Origin of the sequence: Pseudomonas sp. O39 (assembly GCF_045447295.1) — a bacterium.
In the GTDB taxonomy this organism is placed as follows: domain Bacteria; phylum Pseudomonadota; class Gammaproteobacteria; order Pseudomonadales; family Pseudomonadaceae; genus Aquipseudomonas; species Aquipseudomonas antarctica_A.
This window is the reverse complement of the sequence record NZ_JBJGXV010000018.1, coordinates 47,207-67,284: the sequence shown is the minus strand read 5'-3', so window position 1 is coordinate 67,284 and position 20,078 is coordinate 47,207. Positions and strand designations below refer to the sequence as shown.

21 protein-coding genes are annotated in these 20,078 nt (G+C 59.6%); 11 read left to right on the top strand and 10 right to left on the bottom strand.

The features are described 5' to 3' along the window. Positions 1–27 precede the first annotated feature (27 nt). Positions 28–522, top strand: coding sequence for a SprT family zinc-dependent metalloprotease (locus tag ACI77D_RS20975; protein WP_221295067.1), 495 nt, complete (start codon positions 28–30; stop codon positions 520–522). Positions 523–632: 110 nt separating this feature from the next. Here the strand turns inward: ACI77D_RS20975 and ACI77D_RS20970 are convergent, their stop codons facing one another. Further along, entirely contained in the window at positions 633–1,814 is a 1,182-nt protein-coding gene (locus ACI77D_RS20970) for a CaiB/BaiF CoA transferase family protein (protein WP_407017398.1), read from the bottom strand. Positions 1,815–1,972: 158 nt separating this feature from the next. Between ACI77D_RS20970 and tusD the strand changes: the two genes are divergently transcribed. The 6 genes from tusD to ACI77D_RS20940 all read left to right on the top strand — a co-directional run bounded on the left by tusD (position 1,973) and on the right by ACI77D_RS20940 (position 5,409). Then, positions 1,973–2,365 carry a sulfurtransferase complex subunit TusD gene (gene tusD, locus ACI77D_RS20965; protein WP_407017397.1) on the top strand — a complete coding sequence of 131 codons (393 nt, stop codon included), beginning with the start codon at positions 1,973–1,975 and terminating at the stop codon, positions 2,363–2,365. Between the two features lies 1 nt (position 2,366). Further along, positions 2,367–2,717 (top strand): sulfurtransferase complex subunit TusC, encoded by a 351-nt coding sequence (gene tusC / locus ACI77D_RS20960; protein WP_064452881.1) that lies wholly within the window; start codon positions 2,367–2,369, stop codon positions 2,715–2,717. After that, a complete protein-coding gene (tusB, locus tag ACI77D_RS20955; protein ID WP_407017396.1) occupies positions 2,717–2,995 on the top strand; it encodes a sulfurtransferase complex subunit TusB in 279 nt (92 codons plus the stop codon). Before tusC ends, tusB begins: the two co-directional genes overlap by 1 nt. Beyond that, positions 2,992–3,327 (top strand): TusE/DsrC/DsvC family sulfur relay protein, encoded by a 336-nt coding sequence (locus ACI77D_RS20950; protein WP_262665149.1) that lies wholly within the window; start codon positions 2,992–2,994, stop codon positions 3,325–3,327. The genes tusB and ACI77D_RS20950 overlap by 4 nt, the downstream gene beginning before the upstream one ends. Beyond that, the gene (locus ACI77D_RS20945; RefSeq protein ID WP_407017395.1) at positions 3,324–4,325 is read left to right on the top strand and encodes a glycosyl transferase family protein; all 1,002 of its coding nucleotides are present in this window, start codon (positions 3,324–3,326) and stop codon (positions 4,323–4,325) included. Before ACI77D_RS20950 ends, ACI77D_RS20945 begins: the two co-directional genes overlap by 4 nt. Before the next feature lie 88 nt (positions 4,326–4,413). After that, positions 4,414–5,409, top strand: coding sequence for a glutathione S-transferase family protein (locus tag ACI77D_RS20940; protein WP_407017394.1), 996 nt, complete (start codon positions 4,414–4,416; stop codon positions 5,407–5,409). A 113-nt stretch (positions 5,410–5,522) separates the two neighbouring features. On the opposite strand, the gene cysG is transcribed toward ACI77D_RS20940, so the two are convergent. Genes cysG through ACI77D_RS20910 form a run of 6 tightly spaced genes read right to left on the bottom strand, consistent with a single transcriptional unit; the run spans position 5,523 to position 13,022 of the window. Then, on the bottom strand, positions 5,523–6,917 hold the full coding sequence (cysG, locus tag ACI77D_RS20935; RefSeq protein ID WP_064452886.1) for a siroheme synthase CysG: 1,395 nt from the start codon (positions 6,915–6,917) through the stop codon (positions 5,523–5,525). Then, the gene (gene serS / locus ACI77D_RS20930; RefSeq protein WP_064452887.1) at positions 6,918–8,198 is read right to left on the bottom strand and encodes a serine--tRNA ligase; all 1,281 of its coding nucleotides are present in this window, start codon (positions 8,196–8,198) and stop codon (positions 6,918–6,920) included. A 16-nt stretch (positions 8,199–8,214) separates the two neighbouring features. Continuing rightward, positions 8,215–8,589: a fluoride efflux transporter CrcB gene (gene crcB, locus ACI77D_RS20925; protein ID WP_024076158.1), complete on the bottom strand. Its 375-nt coding sequence runs from the start codon at positions 8,587–8,589 to the stop codon at positions 8,215–8,217. Continuing rightward, a complete protein-coding gene (locus ACI77D_RS20920) occupies positions 8,589–9,911 on the bottom strand; it encodes a replication-associated recombination protein A (RefSeq protein WP_064452888.1) in 1,323 nt (440 codons plus the stop codon). Before ACI77D_RS20920 ends, crcB begins: the two co-directional genes overlap by 1 nt. Before the next feature lie 27 nt (positions 9,912–9,938). Next, entirely contained in the window at positions 9,939–10,562 is a 624-nt protein-coding gene (lolA, locus tag ACI77D_RS20915; protein WP_064452889.1) for an outer membrane lipoprotein chaperone LolA, read from the bottom strand. Between the two features lie 54 nt (positions 10,563–10,616). Beyond that, positions 10,617–13,022, bottom strand: a complete 2,406-nt coding sequence (locus ACI77D_RS20910; protein WP_221295071.1) for a DNA translocase FtsK — start codon at positions 13,020–13,022, stop codon at positions 10,617–10,619. 498 nt (positions 13,023–13,520) lie between these two features. On the opposite strand from ACI77D_RS20910, the gene aat reads away from it, so the two are divergent. The 3 genes from aat (at position 13,521) to infA (ending at position 15,284) form a co-directional block, all read left to right on the top strand. After that, positions 13,521–14,201, top strand: coding sequence for a leucyl/phenylalanyl-tRNA--protein transferase (aat, locus tag ACI77D_RS20905; RefSeq protein ID WP_407017393.1), 681 nt, complete (start codon positions 13,521–13,523; stop codon positions 14,199–14,201). A gap of 56 nt (positions 14,202–14,257) precedes the next feature. Next, the gene (locus ACI77D_RS20900) at positions 14,258–14,965 is read left to right on the top strand and encodes an arginyltransferase (RefSeq protein ID WP_221295072.1); all 708 of its coding nucleotides are present in this window, start codon (positions 14,258–14,260) and stop codon (positions 14,963–14,965) included. A gap of 100 nt (positions 14,966–15,065) precedes the next feature. Next, positions 15,066–15,284 (top strand): translation initiation factor IF-1, encoded by a 219-nt coding sequence (infA, locus tag ACI77D_RS20895; RefSeq protein WP_002553999.1) that lies wholly within the window; start codon positions 15,066–15,068, stop codon positions 15,282–15,284. A 239-nt stretch (positions 15,285–15,523) separates the two neighbouring features. Here infA and clpA read toward each other — a convergent pair whose 3' ends face one another. Together clpA and clpS are read right to left on the bottom strand one after the other, a co-directional pair. Beyond that, entirely contained in the window at positions 15,524–17,794 is a 2,271-nt protein-coding gene (clpA, locus tag ACI77D_RS20890) for an ATP-dependent Clp protease ATP-binding subunit ClpA (RefSeq protein WP_064452892.1), read from the bottom strand. 29 nt (positions 17,795–17,823) lie between these two features. Then, positions 17,824–18,192: an ATP-dependent Clp protease adapter ClpS gene (gene clpS / locus ACI77D_RS20885; protein ID WP_053256829.1), complete on the bottom strand. Its 369-nt coding sequence runs from the start codon at positions 18,190–18,192 to the stop codon at positions 17,824–17,826. Positions 18,193–18,415: 223 nt separating this feature from the next. On the opposite strand from clpS, the gene cspD reads away from it, so the two are divergent. Further along, positions 18,416–18,697 (top strand): cold shock domain-containing protein CspD, encoded by a 282-nt coding sequence (cspD, locus tag ACI77D_RS20880; RefSeq protein ID WP_064452893.1) that lies wholly within the window; start codon positions 18,416–18,418, stop codon positions 18,695–18,697. 83 nt (positions 18,698–18,780) lie between these two features. Here cspD and icd read toward each other — a convergent pair whose 3' ends face one another. Further along, the gene (gene icd / locus ACI77D_RS20875; RefSeq protein WP_064452894.1) at positions 18,781–20,037 is read right to left on the bottom strand and encodes an NADP-dependent isocitrate dehydrogenase; all 1,257 of its coding nucleotides are present in this window, start codon (positions 20,035–20,037) and stop codon (positions 18,781–18,783) included. Between the last annotated feature and the right edge of the window lie 41 nt (positions 20,038–20,078).

The window sequence follows — 20,078 nt, the reverse complement described above, 5'->3', positions numbered from 1 at the left end:
CTGGACGTCTCTGGAGATATGTACAGCATGCCCGAGCAACTCAATACCCGCGTCGAAGATTGTTTCCTGCAAGCCGAATCCTTTTTCAAACGAAGCTTCAAACGCCCCCAGGTCAGCCTCAAGCTGCGGGGCCAGAAAGCCGGTGTCGCGCATTTGCACGAGAACCTGCTGCGCTTCAACCCACAGTTGTACCGCGAAAACAGCCAGCACTTCCTTAAACAGACCGTGGCCCATGAAGTGGCGCACCTGATTGCCCATCAATTGTTTGGCGAGCGCATCCAGCCCCATGGCGAGGAATGGCAATTGATCATGCGCGGGGTTTACGAGCTGCCGCCGGATCGCTGCCACACCTATGCAATCAAGCGTCGAGAAGTGACCCGCTATATCTACCGCTGCCCGTGTGCCGACAGCGACTTCCCGTTCTCGGCCCAGCGGCATGGGTTGGTGAATCAGGGGAGGCGTTATTTATGCCGGCGGTGCCGGCATACCTTGGTGTACACCGGGGAAACGCGGGTGGAGTGACTGGGGGTGTCAGTGATGGCCCCGTCGCAGGCAAGCCAGCGCCCACACTTTGACCGCGCCGCCTATCAAATGTGGGAGCTGGCTTGCCTGCGATAGCATCCGTGCAGGCACTACCCAACCACCTTGGCCCGCCGCAAGGCGTCTATCCTCTGAGCACTGAAGCCTAACTCGGCGAGCACTTCATCACTGTGCGCCCCCACAGCCGCCCCAATATGCCGAGGCTGCGGCAACCCCTCGGAAAACTTCAACGGACAGGCGATTTGCGCCTGGGTCGAGCCATCACCGCATGGCACCTGGCTGACCAATTGCCGCGCCTTCAACTGCGGATGCTCCAAGGCCTCGCTCAACGTCAGTACCGGCTCCACACACGCATCCACCCCGGCAAACAGCTCGCACAGCTCGTCAAAGCTGCGTTTCTCAAACTCGACCTGCAATGCCCGCTTCAGTGCTTTTTGCTGTTCCGGCTGGGGAGACAGGCCTTGTGCCGCCAACTCGGGGCGCCCCAATGCCGCGCACAATGCCTGCATAAACGCGGGCTCCAGGCTGCCGACCGACATCCAGCGCCCATCGCGGGACCGGTAATAATCGTAGAAACTGCCGCCGTTCAGCACATGCGTCTCCCAACCCGGCTCCACGCCACAGGCCAGATACCCAGCGCCGGCCATCGCGTTCAAGCTGAACGAGCAATCGGTCATGCTCACATCCAGGTATTGGCCGACACCGCTCTGTTGCCGGGCAATCACCGCTGCGAGCAAACCGACCACCGCATGCAGCGAACCACCGCCCACATCCGCCAATTGCACACCCAGCGGCAGCGGCCCGCTGTCTTGGCGACCGGTGTAACTGGCGACGCCGGCCAGCGCCAGGTAGTTGATATCGTGCCCGGCACGGTCTTTGTAAGGGCCGGTCTGGCCATAGCCGGTGATGGACACATAAATCAGCTTGGGGTTGATCGCCTTCAACGCCTCATAACCCAGGCCCAGACGCTCCATCACCCCAGGCCGGAATTGCTCAAGGACGATGTCGTAGTCTTTGACCAGTTCGCGCACGATCTCCAGCGCCTCGACCTGCTTGAGATCCAGCGCCAGACTGCGCTTATTGCGATTGAGGTAGGCATGGCTCGCCGAGGTGCCGTGGTCATGGGGTGGCAAGACCCGCAACAGGTCCATGCGCGTGGGCGATTCGATGCGCAATACCTCAGCGCCCATGTCCGCCAGCATCAAGGACGCGAACGGGCCCGGCAGCAAGGTGGAAAAATCCAGCACTTTGAGCGATGCCAAGGGACCTGACATGGAGACTCCATTTGGGGTTTCGAATGCCCACAGCGTAGGCAGCCTTGAGCCTGGCGGCAATCGTCAGAACAATCACCGCGAGTGACCGTTTTGATCACGGCGGGCTTTTTCGCGGCGGCGGCTTTATGATTGGCTTACGTTTGCCTGCAGAGTGTTCCATGAAGTTTGCGATTGCTTTGTTTTCCGCCGCCCATGCGCCCTCCTCGCGCCGCGCCTTGCTGTTCGCACAGGCAGCGCTTGCCGGCGGGCACGAAATTGTGCGGCTGTTTTTTTATCAGGACGGGGTGTACAGCGCCTCCACTAACATCGTTGCGCCCCAGGATGAGCAAGATATCGCCCGGCAATGGCTCGAGTTCGTCAGCGCGCACCAGCTCGACGGCGTGGTGTGCATCGCCGCTGCCTTGCGCCGTGGCGTGTTGAATAAGGAAGAAGCCACGCGCTATCAACGCAGCGCAGTGAACCTCGACGCGCCATGGGCGCTGTCGGGCCTTGGGCAGCTGCATGACGCCGCCCAGGCCGCTGACCGCCTGATCTGCTTTGGAGGGCCATGACATGTCCAAATCCTTATTGGTGATCAGCCGCCAGGCACCCTGGTCGGGGCCGAGCGCGCGCGAAGCCCTGGATATCGTGCTGGCCGGCGGTGCATTTGATCTGCCGATCGGCCTGCTGTTTATGGATGACGGGGTGTTTCAGCTGGCGCCACACCAGGACGCCAAGGCCGTGCAGCAAAAAGACCTCGGCGCCAACTTGCAGGCGTTGGGCCTGTTCGGTATCGATGACGTGTTCGCCTGCAGCCACAGCCTGGCCGAGCGCGGGCTCGCGCCCCCCGCCAGTGCTCAAGCGCTGGGCAGCGAACAGATTTCCCAACTGATTGACCGTTACGACCAGGTGATTACCCTCTGATGTCGACTTTACATGTGGTGTCCCACTCCCCGTTTACCGATAGCCGCCTCGCCAGTTGCCTGCGCGTTTGCGGCCCCGAGGACGCGATCCTGCTGTGCGGCGATGGCGCCTACGGGCTGCACAATCCGGCCCTGCAGACCAAGGGTGTGAGGGTCTTTGTGCTGGCCGAAGACATGCAGGCGCGCAACCTGCCCCTGCCAGACTGGGCCGACAGCGTGGACTATCCAGGTTTCGTGCAGTTGTCGATCGACTACGACAAGGTCAACACCTGGCTATGAACACCCTGACCGTAGGTTCGCGCACCCTCGAACTGGACAAGGACGGCTATCTCGTCGACCTGAATCAATGGTCCACCGACGTGGCCAACGCCCTTGCCGCCGCCGAACCCCTGGAGTTGACCGCGGACCATTGGGAAATCCTCGAACTGCTGCGTGGCTTCTACGCCGAATTCCAGTTGTCCCCCGCCACGCGCCCGCTGATCAAGTACACCGCCTTGAAGCTGGGCCCGGAAAAGGGCAACAGCCTGCATCTCAACAAACTGTTCAACGGCACTCCCGCCAAACTTGCCGCCAAGCTGGCGGGCCTGCCCAGGCCGACGAATTGCTTATGACCGACTTTGCCCCGCTGACCCTTGAAACCCCTGCCGAACACCCGTTTGCGCAGTTCGTGCGCATCCTGGGCAAAGGCAAGCGCGGCGCGCGCAACCTCACCCGCGAAGAAGCCCGCGAGGCCATGGGCATGCTGCTCGACGACAAAGTCGAAGACACCCAGCTCGGCGCCTTCCTGATGTTGCTGCGGCACAAGGAAGAAAGCCCGGAAGAACTCGCCGGATTCACCGAAGCGGTACGCGAACGCCTGAATGCGCCAGCGTTGAACGTGGATATCGATTGGCCCACCTACGCCGGAAAAAAACGCCACCTGCCGTGGTATTTGCTGGCGGCCAAATGCCTGGCGCAGAACGGCGTGCGCATCCTGATGCACGGCGGCGGCGCTCACACCGCTGGCCGGTTGTACACCGAGCAATTGCTGGAAGGCCTGCACATCCCGTTGTGCCGTAATTGGCAGCAGGTTGAAAGCGCGTTCGAACACGGCAACCTGGCGTTTATCCCGCTGGGTGACTGGGCGCCGCAACTGCAACGCATGATTGATCTGCGTAACACCCTGGGCCTGCGCTCGCCGATCCATTCCCTGGCGCGCCTGCTCAACCCGCTGAATGCACGCTGCGGCCTGCAAAGTATTTTCCACCCCGGTTACCAGGGCGTGCACCGTGACGCCAGCGGCCTGCTCGGCGACAACGTGATTGTGGTCAAGGGTGACGGCGGCGAGGTCGAGATCAACCCCGACACCCTGAGCCACCTGTACGGCACCACCGGCGGCGAAAGCTGGGACGAAGAGTGGCCCGCCCTCTCCGCTCAGCGCCACGTCAAACCCGCGACCCTGGAACCCGAGCAGTTGAAAGCGCTGTGGCGCGGCGATGTCGAGGACAGCTATCCGCAACTGGCCCTGATCGCCACCATGGCCCTGGCCTTGCGCGGCCTCGGCCACCCACGGGTGCAAGCCTTCGAACTGGCCCAGCAATACTGGGACGCGCGGGACAAATCGATTTAATCGATCATTTGCCCGCAGTCTTTGCGCTTTTAGTTCGAACTCATCCCTTTAGACTGGGCTCCAACGCTTATTAGCCAAGGAGCCAGTCATGGGTTTGCTGATCGAAGGACATTGGAAAGACCAGTGGTACGAAAGTAGTGCAGACGGCGCTTTCCAGCGCGAGCAGGCGCAACGGCGTAACTGGGTGACAGCCGACGGCGAGCCTGGCCCCAGTGGCGAGGGCGGCTTCCAGGCGCAGGCCGGTCGCTATCATCTGTATGTTTCCCTCGCCTGCCCGTGGGCCCACCGCACCTTGATCCTGCGCAAGCTCAAGGGCCTGGAAAGCTTGATCGACGTTTCCGTCGTCAGTTGGCTGATGCTGGAAAACGGCTGGACCTTCGACAAGGCCCATGGCTCCAGCGGCGACAAACTCGACGACTTCCAATTCATGCACCAGCGCTACACCGCTGACACCGCCAACTACACCGGCCGCGTCACCGTACCGGTGCTGTGGGACAAAAAGCTCAAGCGCATCGTGAGCAATGAATCCGCGGAGATCATCCGCATGTTTAACAGCGCCTTCAACGAACTGACCGGCAACACGCTGGACTTCTACCCCGAGGCGCTACGCCCGAGCATCGACGCGCTGAACGAACGCATCTACCCCGCCGTGAACAATGGCGTATACCGCGCAGGCTTCGCCACCTCGCAAAAGGCCTATGAAAGCGCGTTTGATGATGTGTTTGCCGAGCTGGATCACCTGGAGCGGCACTTGGACGCGCACCGTTACCTGGCCGGTGAATACCTGACCGAAGCCGATGTGCGGCTGTTCACCACGCTGATTCGTTTTGATGCGGTGTATTACAGCCACTTCAAATGCAACCTGCGGCGGATTGCCGATTATCCGAACTTGTCGAATTGGCTGAGGGAGATTTATCAGTGGCCAGGCGTGGCCGAGACGGTGGATTTTTCGCACATCAAGGGGCATTACTATGCGAGCCACCGGACGATCAATCCGACGGGGATTGTGCCGAAGGGGCCGTTACAAACCTTTGATGCCGGGCATGACAGGAAGCGGCTAAGTGGCAAAGGCGTCCAGGGCTGATCCGAATCATTGGCTGTGTTTGGAGGCCTCATCGGGGGCAAGCCCCCTCCCACATTTGGATCTGTGCACACAGGCCAATGTGGGAGCGGGCTTGCCCGCGATGCTTTTAAGGCTCAGACCTGGGACTGCGCGCCCTCAAACCACTTCAGCTTCTCGCGCAACACCACCACTTCACCGACGATGACCAAGGTCGGCGCATGCACTTCATGCTCCGCCACCATGCGCGGCAAGTCCGCCAGGGTGCCGGTAAACACGCGCTGATTGGACGTGGTGCCCTGCTGGATCAACGCCGCCGGTGTATCCGCTGCGCGACCGTGCTTGATCAGTTGTTCGCAGATGATCGGCAAGCCAATCAAACCCATGTAGAACACCAAGGTCTGCGACGGCCCCACCAGATCCCGCCAAGGCAGGTCTGACGTCCCGTTCTTCAAATGCCCGGTGATAAAACGTACCGACTGGGCATAGTCTCGGTGCGTCAGCGGAATCCCGGCATAGGCCGCGCAACCACTGGCGGCAGTGATTCCCGGCACTACCTGGAACGGAATGCCATGGGCCGCCAATTCCTCGATCTCTTCGCCACCACGGCCAAAGATGAACGGATCGCCACCTTTTAGACGCAGCACACGCTTGCCTTGCTTGGCCAGATCCACCAATTGCTGGTTGATCTGGTCTTGCGGCACGGCATGGTCGGCGCGACGCTTGCCGACGTAAATACGCTCGGCATCCCGGCGGCACAGCTCAAGAATCGCCGGAGCAACCAAACGGTCATACAGCACCACGTCGGCTTGCTGCATCAAGCGCAGCGCGCGGAAGGTCAGCAGGTCCGGATCACCCGGGCCTGCGCCCACCAAATAGACTTCACCTGGCGCGTACGGTGGCGCGCCGTTAACCTTCTCGATCAACAAGCGCTCAGCTTCAGCGCCCTGCCCGGCCAACTGACGGTCGGCGATCGGGCCTTGGAAAACCTCTTCCCAAAACGCACGACGCTGCTGAACGTCCGGGTACAAGCCTTTGACCTGGGCACGAAAACGCGCCGCCAACCCGGCCAACTGGCCGTAAGTGGAAGGAATCCAGGTTTCCAGCTTGGCCCGGATCAAGCGCGCCAGCACCGGCGCATCGCCGCCGCTGGACACGGCAATCACCAGGGGCGAACGGTCGACAATTGCCGGGAAGATCACGCTGCACAAGGCTGGCGCGTCCACCACATTGACCGGCACGCAGCGACGCTTGGCATCACTGGACACTTGCGCGTTCAGCGGCTCGTCGTCGGTCGCGGCGATAATCAGGGTGCAACCCTCAAGGTCGGGCTCCTGATAACCGCGTAAAATCAGTTCCCCGCCACTGCCCAGTACCAGTTCACGCAACTGGTCTTCGATCTGGGGAGCAACCACCCGCAGCAACGCACCGGCGTCGGCCAGCAGCCGGGATTTGCGCAACGCAATCTCCCCGCCACCGACGACCAACACACGACTGCCGCGCAGGTTATGAAACAGCGGCAGAAATTCCATTTAGCCGATGACCTCAACGCCCGCCATGTAAGGCTTGAGCACCTCAGGCACACGGATCGAACCGTCAGCCTGCTGGTAGTTTTCCAGCACGGCTACCAGTGTGCGGCCTACCGCCAGGCCCGAACCGTTGAGGGTGTGCACCAGTTCCGGCTTGCCGGTTTCCGGGTTACGGAAACGTGCCTGCATGCGACGGGCCTGGAAATCACCGCAGTTGGAGCACGACGAAATTTCGCGGTATTTGTCCTGGCTCGGCACCCACACTTCGAGATCGTAGGTCTTCACGGCGCTGAAGCCCATGTCGCCGGTGCACAGCGCCAACACGCGGTAAGGCAGCTCAAGCAGTTGCAGGACGCGCTCGGCGTTGGCGGTCAGGCCTTCCAGGGCTTCCATGGAGGTCGATGGCTCAACCACTTGCACCATCTCGACCTTGTCGAACTGGTGCTGGCGGATCATGCCGCGGGTGTCGCGCCCCGACGCGCCGGCTTCACTGCGGAAGCATGGGCTGTGAGCAACAAACTTGATCGGCAGCTGCTTGGCGTCGAGGATCTCGCCGGCCACGATGTTGGTCAGCGACACTTCGGCCGTCGGGATCAGGTACAGATCGGCTTCGCCATCACGGCTGATCTTGAACAGGTCTTCTTCGAATTTTGGCAACTGGCTGGTGCCCATCAGGGCCGGAGCCTGCACCAGGTACGGGGTGTAGGCTTCTTCGTAGCCGTGTTCGCCGGTGTGCAGGTTGATCATGAACTGCGCCAGGGCACGGTGCATGCGTGCAATCGGACCGCGCAGCAAGGCAAAGCGCGCGCCGGACATCTTGGCGGCGGTTTCGAAATCCAGGCCACCGGTCAATTCGCCCAGGGCGACGTGATCCTTGATCTCGAAATCAAACGTTTTTGGCGTGCCCCAGCGGCGCACTTCGACGTTGCCGTCTTCGTCTTCGCCAACCGGTACCGACTCGTGCGGCAGGTTGGGAATGCCCAGCAGGATCGAGTCCAGCTCGCTCTGAATGCCTTCCAGCTCGACTTTGCCGTCGGACAGCTCGGTGCCCATGCGCTCGACGTCCGCCATCAACGGCGCGATGTCTTCGCCGCGCTGCTTGGCCTGACCGATGGATTTGGAACGCGCATTACGCTCAGCCTGCAGTGCTTCGGTGCGGGTCTGGACGGTCTTGCGCTGTTCTTCCAGCGCTTCGATGCGCGCAACATCCAAGGCAAAGCCACGGGATGCCAGGCGGTCCGCTACGTCCTGAAGGTTGCTACGTAACAGTTTGGAATCGAGCATGTCGGTCTCTCGTTTATCAAAGTTTGGTCAAGGACAGGCCAGCCCAGGTGGCGAGCAGCCCGCCGAACACGCTGATGCCCAGGTAACCGAAGGCTACCAGGGCCTGCCCGCTTTCCAGCAGGCGCAGCGTATCCAGTGAAAAGGATGAAAAGGTCGTCAGACCGCCTACAAAGCCGACAATCAAGCCGGCCCGAATTTCAATCGGCACTTCCGGGCGCAACAGGAACCACCCGTACAACAGCCCGATGATCAAGCAGCCCACCAGGTTGACCGCCAGGGTCGCCGCATAAAAATGCTTCGGCCAGTTGGCGTTGACCCAAGTACCGGTGGCGAAACGCAATAATGTACCAGCGATGCCGGCTACGGACACGGCAAGAATCGTCTTGAGCACTACTTTCTCCGCTGTTTGGGGCTGAGGCGATCGAGTTGGGCGAGGTGATTGAGCTTTTCACCGATCTTCAGCTCCAGGCCACGAGGCACCGGCTGGTAGAACGGCTGCGGCTCAAGCTCATCGGGGAAGTAATCTTCGCCGGCGGCATAGGCGTCCGGCTCATCATGGGCATAACGGTATTCGTCGCCGTAGCCCAGCTGTTTCATCAGTTTGGTCGGGGCGTTGCGCAGGTGCAGCGGTACTTCGAGCGAGCCGTGTTCGGCGGCAGCGCGCAGGGCTGATTTGAAGCCCATGTACACCGCGTTGCTTTTTGGCGCGCAGGCCAGATACGTAATGGCCTGTGCAACGGCCAACTCGCCTTCCGGGCTGCCAAGGCGCTCCTGCACCTCCCAGGCCGCCAGGCACAGGCTCAGCGCGCGCGGGTCGGCGTTGCCAATGTCTTCGCTGGCCATGCGCACCACGCGGCGCGCCAGGTACAGCGGATCGCAGCCACCGTCGATCATCCGCGCAAACCAGTACAGCGCGCCGTCGGGGTTGGAACCGCGCACAGACTTGTGCAGCGCCGAGATCTGATCGTAAAAGGCTTCGCCGCCCTTGTCGAAGCGGCGGCGAGTATCGCCGAGCAAACTTTGCAGAAGATCGACGCCGATCTCGCTGCCGTCCTCGGCCAGGTCGGAGGCATTCTCCAACAGGTTCAGAAAACGGCGGCCGTCGCCATCGGCGGCGCTCAGCAGAATCTTGAAGCCTTCGTCACTGAGACTGAGCTGGCGCTTGCCCAAGCCCTTGTCTTCGGCCAAGGCGCGGTGCAACAGCTTTTGCATCGCCGCTTCGTCCAGGCTCTTGAGCACATAGACGCGCGCCCGTGAGAGCAAGGCGTTATTGAGTTCAAACGAAGGGTTTTCGGTGGTCGCGCCAATAAAGATCAGCGTGCCGTCTTCGACATACGGCAAAAACGCATCCTGCTGGGACTTGTTGAAGCGGTGCACTTCATCAACGAACAGGATGGTGCGCTTGCCATATTGCCCGGCCTGCTGCTTGGCGACTTCCACCGCCTGGCGGATCTCCTTGACCCCGGCCAGCACCGCAGAAACCGTTTCGAAGTGTGCATCCGAGACTTTCGCCAGCAGCCGCGCCAAGGTGGTTTTACCCACGCCCGGCGGCCCCCAGAAAATCATCGAGTGCAGCGCTCCCTGCTCCAGGGCTTCGCGCAATGGCTTGCCGCGAGCGAGCAGGTGTTCTTGCCCGACGTACTCATCCAGGTTGGTCGAACGCAAGCGTGCGGCCAGGGGCTGAGCAATCGGGTCACTTCGAAACAGGTCCATGGGCAGCGTTTGAAACCTCTGGGCAGGTTATTCCTGGATCACATCGGCACCCTTGGGGATGTCGAACTTGAACTTGGATGCCGGCACCGGCTGGTTGGCCTTGACCCCGGAGAACAGGATATCGGTGCGCTGGCCGACACTGTCGATCAGGCGCATGTTGTTGATCACGCCGTTGCCGAACGACAGGTTCAGGCTGTCAAACAGCGTGTCCTTGGATTTCGGCTTGAGGGTGAACTCGATAACGTTGCTGGTTTGCTTGGAGGTGATCTCGAAGCTGTCGTTGATTTTCGACACGTCGCCCGAGAGCAGCAACGCCGGGGTCTGGTTCAGGCGCGGGTCCAGCTTCTTGATGGTCGCCTGCTCCAGGTCCGGGTCCCACAGCGTGACTTTCTGGCCGTCGGAAACGATGGTCTGCTCGGACTTCCCTTCGGTATGCCAATAGAACAGCCCTGGGCGCTGCACGGCCATTTCACCTTCGGTTTGCTGCAGCTGGGTGCCACCGGCATCCAGGGTCAACTGAGAGAAGCGCGCGGTGAGGGTTTGGGATTTGTCCAACAGGTTCTTCAGGCTGGCCACGGAGGCCGGATCGGCGTGGGCCGAAACAGCAGTCAGGGCCAGTGCCGGCAACAACAGCATGCGGATAAGACGCATGGGAGTCCTCATTGAGTCGTTAGGGCGAGCCGCGTGCTGCCACGCGGCATGTGATCAGTCGCGCATCTGCCCTGGGGCGATGACTTCACGCGAGCCGTTGGTGTTCATAGCAGTCACGACGCCGGCATTTTCCATGGATTCGATCATGCGGGCGGCGCGGTTGTAGCCGATTTTCAGTTTGCGCTGCACTGCGGAGATAGAAGCACGACGACTTTCGAGCACGAACGCCACGGCTTCGTCGTACAGCGCGTCGGTTTCGGCATCATCGTCGCCACCGCTGCCGCCGTCGAAGCCGCTGCCAGCTTCTTCAACGCCCGCGAGGATCTCGTCGTTGTATTCCGGTGCGCCGCGCAGCTTCCAGGCTTCCACCACGCGGTGCACTTCGTCATCGGACACAAAGGCGCCATGGACACGAATCGGCAGGCTGGTGCCCGGCGGCATGTAAAGCATGTCACCGTGACCGAGCAATTGCTCGGCGCCGCCCTGGTCGATAATGGTACGCGAGTCGATCTTGCTGGAGACCTGGAACGCCATCCGCGTCGGGATGTTGGCCTTGATCAGACCCGTGATGACATCCACCGACGGACGCTGGGTAGCGAGAATCAAGTGAATACCGGCGGCCCGCGCCTTCTGGGCGATACGTGCAATCAGTTCTTCAACCTTCTTGCCGACGATCATCATCATGTCGGCAAATTCATCCACCACCACCACGATGGTTGGCAGCTTGGTCAGCAGCGGCGCTTCGTCGTGAATGCTTTCGCGCTTGTACAAAGGGTCAGTCAGCGGTGTGCCGGCGTCCTGGGCTTCCTTGACCTTGGCGTTGAAGCCCGACAGGTTACGCACACCCATCTTCGCCATGAGCTTGTAGCGGCGCTCCATCTCGGCGACGCTCCAGCGCAGTGCGTTGGCGGCGTCCTTCATGTCGGTCACGACCGGGCACAACAGGTGCGGAATGCCTTCGTAGATCGACAATTCCAACATCTTCGGGTCGATCATGATCAGCTTGGCGTCATCGGGGCCGGACTTGAACAGGATCGACAGGATCATCGCGTTCACACCCACCGACTTACCGGAACCCGTCGTACCGGCAACCAGCAAGTGCGGCATTTTCGCCAGGTCAGTAATCACCGGCTTGCCGCCGATGTCATGGCCCAGGGCCAAGGTGACCGGCGATTTGAAGTTGTCGTATTCCGGGGTCGACAGCACCTCGGAGAAGCGCACGATCTGGCGGTCTTCGTTGGGAATCTCGATACCGACGGTGGTCTTGCCGGGAATCACTTCCACCACCCGCACACTGGTTACAGCCAGGGAGCGCGCCAGGTCTTTCGCCAGGTTGGAAATACGGCTGACCTTGACGCCAGCGGCCGGCTGGATCTCGTAACGGGTAATGACCGGACCTGGGTGGATCGAATCCACGGTGACTTCGACGCCGAATTCCTTGAGTTTGATTTCCAGCAGGTGGCCTACGGCCGCCAGCGACTCCGGGGAATAGTTGAGCTGTTTCTTTTCGGCCGGGTCGAGAATCGAGATCGGCGGCAAGGTGCCTTCGACGGCGCTGTCGACAAACAACGGCGCCTGCTTCTCTTTCTGCACACGTGCACTGGGCTCGGGCGCCTTGGCCGGCGCTGGCGTAATCACTGGCGGCACCTGCTTTTCGCGGTCCGACATGTGCTTGCTCAGGGCCTGTTCGCGTTCGATCAGGCGCTCCTTGACCTTGGCTTGCTCACGTCGGTCCGGTGTGCTCGGGGCCACCACTTCGTTGACACGGGTATCGACCTCGCGCAGTTGCGCAACCATGCGTTTGCGATCAACCCGGGCCGACCACCAGCGGTTGGCGGCGCCCTGAAACAGCTCGAGCAGGTCGAGTGTGATCTTGCCGGTCACGTCCATCACCTTGAACCACGACAAGTCGGTGAACACGGTAAGACCAAACAGGAACAGCGCGATAAACATCAAGGTGCTGCCCTGGATATTCAGGGTCTTGCGCGCCAGGTCGCCAAGGCTTTCGCCCAGCGCCCCGCCCGCGCCCGCCGGCAGGCCGGTGGGTGCGTGGAAATGAATGTGCGCCAGCGCCGCGCCGGAGAGCACCAGGAACACCAGGCCGATCAGGCGCCAGGAGAACAGCCAGCCGCTCCACTGCCACGGCTCGTGACGCTGGCGGAAGATCTGCCAGGTCTTGATCGCCAGCAGCAGCGGGAAGATGTAGGCAAAGTAGCCCAGCACCATAAACAGAATATCGGCGCTGTAGGAACCGGCGGGGCCGCCGAAGTTCTGCACGTCTTCGATCTTGCTGTTGTGGCTCCAGCCCGGATCGTCCTTGCCATAGGTGAGCAAGGCCATCATCAGGAACAGGCACAGGGCGCCAATGGCGATCAGCGCACCTTCCTTGAGTCGGTAGTGCAGGTGCTGACGCCAGGCCGGCACGACTGCTGCTTTAGGTGTTGCGGCGGATTTCTTCAAAACGGGTCTTTTCCTGCGCCTTTAGCGCGTCCATCTGTTGAATGACTGCAAATACTGCCCAATCCGAGCAGCTGAAAAATGAACGAGCGTCGTTGAATCTACTTTTTAACACCGGATGATGGATCGATGAAATGACGATCACGCCATAATGGCCACATTGTACGGGTTTGCGTCGGCGATGCCACGTACTTGCCCTTCACCCGGCAGCCTAGACAATTGAAGCGTCACAGCCTGTTCAATTTGAGCATGCATTGCCTTTGCTGACAAAGGCTTATGAGCTGTATTTAGCAAACCAGGCAAGCTTGGCCATTGGCCTCCACGGCACAGACCCGATTACGACCGCGCCTCAGGCGTAGAGTTGCAGAAACACCCGCTCACGCTAATACCGTTCAATGCCCTATTCGGGCTGGCCCCACAGCGCTGTGTCGACAATAATCAGCACTCTTGCGGCAGGCGACTCACCTGCCACTCCCCTCCCCTTCCGTAAGCCTGGATGCCATGCTGACCTGGTTGCAACGCGACTCCCTGACTTTTCCGCCACTGGCCAAGGCCATGCGCGAACCCAATGGCTTGCTGGCCGCCGGTGGCGACCTGTCGGCCGAACGACTGGTCCAGGCCTATCGCCATGGCTGCTTTCCGTGGTTCTCTGAAGGCCAGCCCATTCTCTGGTGGTCTCCAGACCCGCGCACGGTGATATTCCCCGACGAATTGCATGTTTCACGCAGCCTCGGCAAATTATTGCGCCAGCAGCGGTATACCGTGACATTCGACCAGGACTTCGCCGCCGTCATCCAGGCGTGCGCCGCGCCGCGCAGCTATGCGGAAGGCACGTGGATCACCGAGGGCATCCAGAACGCCTACCTGGAGCTGCACCAGCGCGGCTACGCGCACTCGGTGGAAGTTTGGGATGAAGGGCAGTTGGTCGGCGGCCTTTACGGCCTGGCGATGGGCCAATTATTTTTTGGCGAATCCATGTTCAGCCGCGCCGACAATGCCTCCAAGTTCGGCTTTGCCACACTGACCCGTCAGCTACAGGCCTGGGGCTTTGTGCTGATCGACTGCCAAATGCCCAATGATCACTTGCACAGTCTTGGCGCCCGCGCCATACCGCGCAGTGATTTCGCTGAGTTCCTGCGCAACCATTTGGACCAAAGCAGCTCTGGACCGTGGGTTTCCTAGGCGACTTCCTTGCACCTGGCTTACACTTATTTCAAAGCTTATCCCGAGGGTTGATCATGACCGAGCTGGCGCGCTTGAAGTTTTATGCCACTCAAGCCCACTCCTGCAGCTATCTGCCCGACGAGCAGGCCACCACGCTGTTCCTCGACCCCAGCCAGCCCATGGATGTGCATGTGTATGCCGACCTTTCAGAGATGGGTTTTCGGCGCAGCGGTGATCACCTGTACCGTCCGCATTGCCAGAACTGCAATGCCTGCGTACCGGCACGCATCCCGGTCGCGCAGTTTTTGCCGGACCGCAACCAGAAACGCATCCTCAAGCGCAATGCCGACCTGACAGTCACCGCCACCAAACCGCACTTCAGCGAAGAATATTTCGATCTTTACCAACGCTACATCGAGCAGCGTCATGCCGACGGCGACATGTTTCCGCCCAGCCGTGATCAGTTTTCAACATTTCTGGTGCGCGACTTGCCCTTCTGCCGCTTCTACGAGTTCCGCCTGGACGGGCGCCTGCTGGCGGTCGCCGTAACCGACCTGCTGCCCAACGGCCTGTCGGCGGTGTACACCTTCTATGAACCCATGGAAGAACGTCGCAGTCTCGGGCGTTTCGCCATTCTCTGGCAAGTCGGTGAAGCCCTGCGTCTGGAACTGGAAGCGGTGTACCTCGGATACTGGATCAAGAACTGCAAAAAGATGAACTACAAGACCCAATATCGGCCCATTGAGCTACTGATTAATCAAAGATGGGTAACGCTTAACTAGAACCCCTTGGCTTGAACACCCTTTTTCGGGCACAATGCACGCCGCTTTTGCCTGGCGCAGTTGCACCGGGCCATTCACTGGATACCGAGGGCTTTACTGCATGTCGAAAGAAGACAGCTTCGAAATGGAAGGCACTGTCGTCGACACCCTGCCCAACACCATGTTTCGTGTGGAGTTGGAAAATGGGCACGTCGTAACCGCGCATATCTCCGGCAAGATGCGCAAGAATTACATTCGTATTCTTACCGGTGACAAAGTGCGCGTCGAGCTGACGCCCTATGACTTGAGCAAAGGGCGCATCACTTACCGCGCTCGTTAATCAAGTCAATACAAGACGCCCGGTTATGCCGGGCGTTTTTGTGTGCGAGCTATTTGCCTGACACTGCAAACCCTGTGGGAGGGGAGACTTGCTCCCGATAGCGGCAGGCCAGTCAATATATTCAGCGACTGACCCACCGTCATCGGGAGCAAGCCCCCTCCCACATTTGATTTTCAGTGGTTGGAACAGACAGCAAAAAGGCGCCTTTCGGCGCCTTTTTGCTGTGTTGCAGTCAGCTATCAGGCCATTTCGGCCGTGGTTTCGAACTCGAAGGTCAACTCGCCATCCTTCAAGTCGATGTGTACCACACCGCCATGATCGGAAAGCTCGCCAAACAGGATCTCTTCGGCCAGTGGCCGCTTGATCTTGTCCTGGATCAGACGCGCCATTGGGCGAGCGCCCATTGCCGAATCGTAGCCACCCTGTGCCAGCCAATTGCGCGCCGCGTCTGTCACGTCCAGCTGCACGCGCTTGTCTTCCAACTGCGCTTGAAGCTCGGTAAGGAACTTGTCCACCACGCTTTTGATGACCTCATGGCTGAGGCGACCAAACTGGATAATGGTGTCCAGACGGTTGCGGAACTCCGGCGTGAAGCTCTTCTTGATCACTTCCATCGCATCAGAGGAGTGATCCTGATGCGTAAAGCCGATAGAGGCTCGCGCAGCGGTTTCAGCACCCGCGTTGGTGGTCATGATCACGATGACATTGCGGAAGTCCGCCTTGCGCCCGTTGTTGTCGGTCAGGGTTCCGTGGTCCATGACCTGCAGCAGCAGGTTGAAGACTTCCGGGTGGGCCTTCTCGATTTCATCGAGCAGCAATACACAATGCGGCTGCTTGGTGATCGCCTCGGTCAACAGACCGCCCTGATCGAAACCCACATAACCTGGAGGCGCACCGATCAGGCGCGACACCGTGTGGCGCTCCATGTATTCGGACATGTCGAAGCGCACCAGCTCGATACCCATGGCCTTGGCCAACTGCCGCGCCGCTTCGGTCTTGCCGACGCCGGTAGGGCCTGCAAACAGGAACGAACCGACCGGCTTGTCCGGCGACTTGAGGCCCGCACGCGACAACTTGATCGCAGTGGACAGCGCGTCGATGGCCGCATCCTGACCAAACACGGTCAGCTTGAGGTCGCGCTCCAGATTACGCAGCAGCTCTTTGTCGGAACTGTTGACGTGTTTTGGCGGAATCCGCGCGATCTTCGCCACGATGTCCTCGACCTGAGGCACGTCGATGCGTTTCACGCGTTTCTCGACCGGCTGCAGGCGCTGGTAGGCCCCTGCTTCGTCGATCACGTCGATCGCCTTGTCCGGCATGTGGCGATCATTGATGTAGCGCGACGCCAGCTCAGCAGCCGCACGCAACGCCTCATCGGTGTACTCGATGCCATGGTGCGCTTCAAAACGCCCCTTGAGCCCGCGCAGGATGCTGATGGTGTCTTCAACCGAAGGCTCGGACACGTCGACTTTCTGGAAGCGACGCGCCAGGGCGCGGTCTTTTTCGAAGATCCCGCGAAACTCCTGGAACGTGGTCGAGCCAATGCAGCGGATATCACCCGACGACAACAATGGCTTGAGCAGGTTGGAGGCGTCCATCACCCCACCGGATGCCGCACCGGCACCAATGATGGTGTGGATCTCATCGATAAACAGGATCGCTTGCGGGCGTTTTTTCAGCTCGCCGAGCAGCGCCTTGAAGCGCTTCTCGAAATCGCCACGGTACTTGGTCCCGGCGAGCAACGCGCCGAGATCAAGGGAGTAGACGACGCTGTTGGCCAGCAAGTCAGGCACCTGGTTATCAACAATGCGCTTGGCCAGGCCTTCGGCGATAGCGGTTTTACCCACGCCAGCCTCACCCACCAGCAACGGATTGTTCTTGCGACGACGCGCGAGGATCTGCGCTACACGCTCAACCTCAAGCTCACGCCCCACCAGCGGATCGATCCGCCCCTGGCGCGCCAGTTCATTGAGGTTACTGGCATAGGCATCCAGTGGATTGCCCGAAGAAGAAGACTCACCGCCCTCGTCGTCCTGCATATCCTGCTCACCCTCGGAATGATCGCCGTGCCCAGGCACCTTGGAGATACCGTGGGCGATGTAGTTGACGACATCAATACGGGCAACGCTCTGCTGTTTCAGCAGGAACACTGCCTGGCTTTCCTGTTCGCTGAAAATCGCCACAAGCACGTTGGCACCTGTGACTTCACGCTTACCGGAGCTCTGTACGTGGAACACAGCACGCTGCAATACCCGCTGAAAGCCCAGCGTCGGCTGGGTCTCACGGTCCTCGTCATGCACGGGGATCAGTGGCGTGGTGGAGTCGATAAACTCCTGCAGGTCATGCTTGAGTTTGTCGAGGTTGGCGCCGCACGCACGCAGAACGGTGGCGGCAGCTTCGTTATCCAAAAGTGCCAGCAGCAGGTGTTCGACGGTCATGAATTCATGACGCTTCGAACGAGCCTCCTTGAAGGCAAGATTGAGAGTGACTTCGAGCTCGCGGTTTAACATAGCTTCACCTCATACCCAAGTGGTCGGCGTTAACCGTCCTTCTCGATTTCACAGAGTAGCGGATGCTGGCTTTCCCTGGCGTACTGGTTGACCTGCATGGCCTTTGTCTCGGCGATGTCGCGGGTAAACACTCCACATACTGCCCGTCCTTCTGTGTGAACGGCCAGCATTACCTTGGTCGCCAACTCGCGGTTCAGGTTAAAAAACACCTCGAGCACTTCGACCACGAAATCCATCGGTGTGTAGTCATCATTGAACAAAACCACCTTGTACATCGGCGGCGCCTGTAGAGCAGGCTTAGCCTCCTGAACAGCAATGCCTGCAGAACCGTCGTCATCGTGTTCCTGATCCGGGCGATCCTGATTGAATGTTAGTCGAATCTGGCTGATTGCATGCATGGAAAGAAAGGTTCGTCAGTGGTTCAAATACGGTGATGGGGGCGACCTGCCGGAATTTCAACTCTGACTATACGGTCGCCTTGACTATCGGCGAATCGGTGTTACAACCAATAGAACCCACAGTGGGTAAAAAAGGTCCGTGCAGTCAACCTTATTTATTCGGGTTAGGACGGATAAACTGGATGATACTCCAGTGATGGAGTCTGGTGCAGAGGGATATGGTATGTCTGGCGTCAAGATCAATGGCAAGGTCAAATGGTTCAATAATGCCAAAGGGTTCGGGTTCGTTAACGCGGAAGGAAAACCCGAAGAAGATCTTTTTGCGCATTACTCGGCAATTACCATGGACGGCTACAAGACACTGAAAGCAGGTCAAGCGGTGAGCTTTGAAACCATTCAGGGACCGAAAGGACTGCACGCAGTGAAGATCGAGGCAGTAAAAACCGAAGTACACGAAAACCCCGCAATCCCAGCGGCTCACAAAGAAAAGACAGTAATGGCCTGATCCGCCACTGAGCCTGCAGGTTGCAATAAAAAAACCGGCCACCTCAATCCACTTGAGACGGCCGGTTTTTTCTTGCCTGCTGTTTACATGTGCGAAATCAGCGCATCACCAAAGCCCGAAGACGACACCAGCTTGGCGCCCTCCATCAGGCGCTCGAAGTCATAGGTCACGGTCTTGGCCGAAATAGCACCATTGGTGCCCTTGATGATCAAGTCAGCCGCCTCCGTCCACCCCATGTGCCGCAGCATCATTTCTGCCGACAGAATCAATGAACCGGGGTTTACCTGGTCTTTGCCTGCGTATTTCGGTGCAGTGCCATGGGTGGCTTCGAACATTGCCACGGTATCCGACAGGTTGGCCCCCGGGGCAATACCGATACCGCCCACTTCCGCCGCCAAGGCATCGGAGAGGTAGTCACCGTTCAGGTTGAGGGTCGCGATCACATCGTATTCGGCCGGACGCAACAGGATCTGCTGGAGCATCGCATCGGCAATAGCGTCCTTGACCACCACATTCTTGCCGGTTTTCGGATTTTTGAACTGCATCCACGGGCCACCGTCGAGCAGTGTCGCACCGAACTCTTCAGCCGCCACTTCGTAGGCCCACTCCTTGAAGGCACCTTCGGTGAACTTCATGATGTTGCCTTTGTGCACGATCGTCAGCGAGTCGCGGTCGTTATCCACGACATACTGCAGGGCTTTGCGCACCAGGCGCTTGGTACCTTCCAGGGACACTGGCTTGATGCCGATGCCGCAGTCCTGATCGAAGCGAATCTTGGTGACGCCCATCTCTTCTTTCAGGAACTTGATCACCTTGATCGCTTCCGGCGAACCGGCCTTCCACTCGATACCGGCGTAAATATCCTCGGAGTTCTCGCGAAAGATGGTCATATCGACATCGCCAGGCTTCTTGACCGGGCTGGGCACGCCTTCGAACCAACGCACCGGGCGCAGACACACATACAGGTCGAGCTGTTGACGCAGGGCCACGTTCAACGAACGAATGCCGCCGCCAACCGGTGTGGTCAGCGGGCCCTTGATGGAAACCACGTAATCCTTGACCGCATCCAGGGTTTCCTGGGGGAGCCAGGTGTCCTGGTCGTAAACTTGAGTCGCCTTCTCGCCCGCATAAACCTCCATCCACGAGATTTTGCGCTTGCCGCCGTAAGCCTTTTCAACAGCTGCATCGACCACCTTGATCATCACAGGGCTGATGTCGACGCCAATACCGTCGCCTTCTATATAAGGGATGATCGGTTGGTCAGGAACATTGAGAGAATGGTCTGCATTGACGGTGATTTTGTCGCCGACTGCCGGAACCTGAATCTTCTTGTATCCCATGCTGAACTCCATCTATGGATTGAACATCTGGCTGCGTTCGA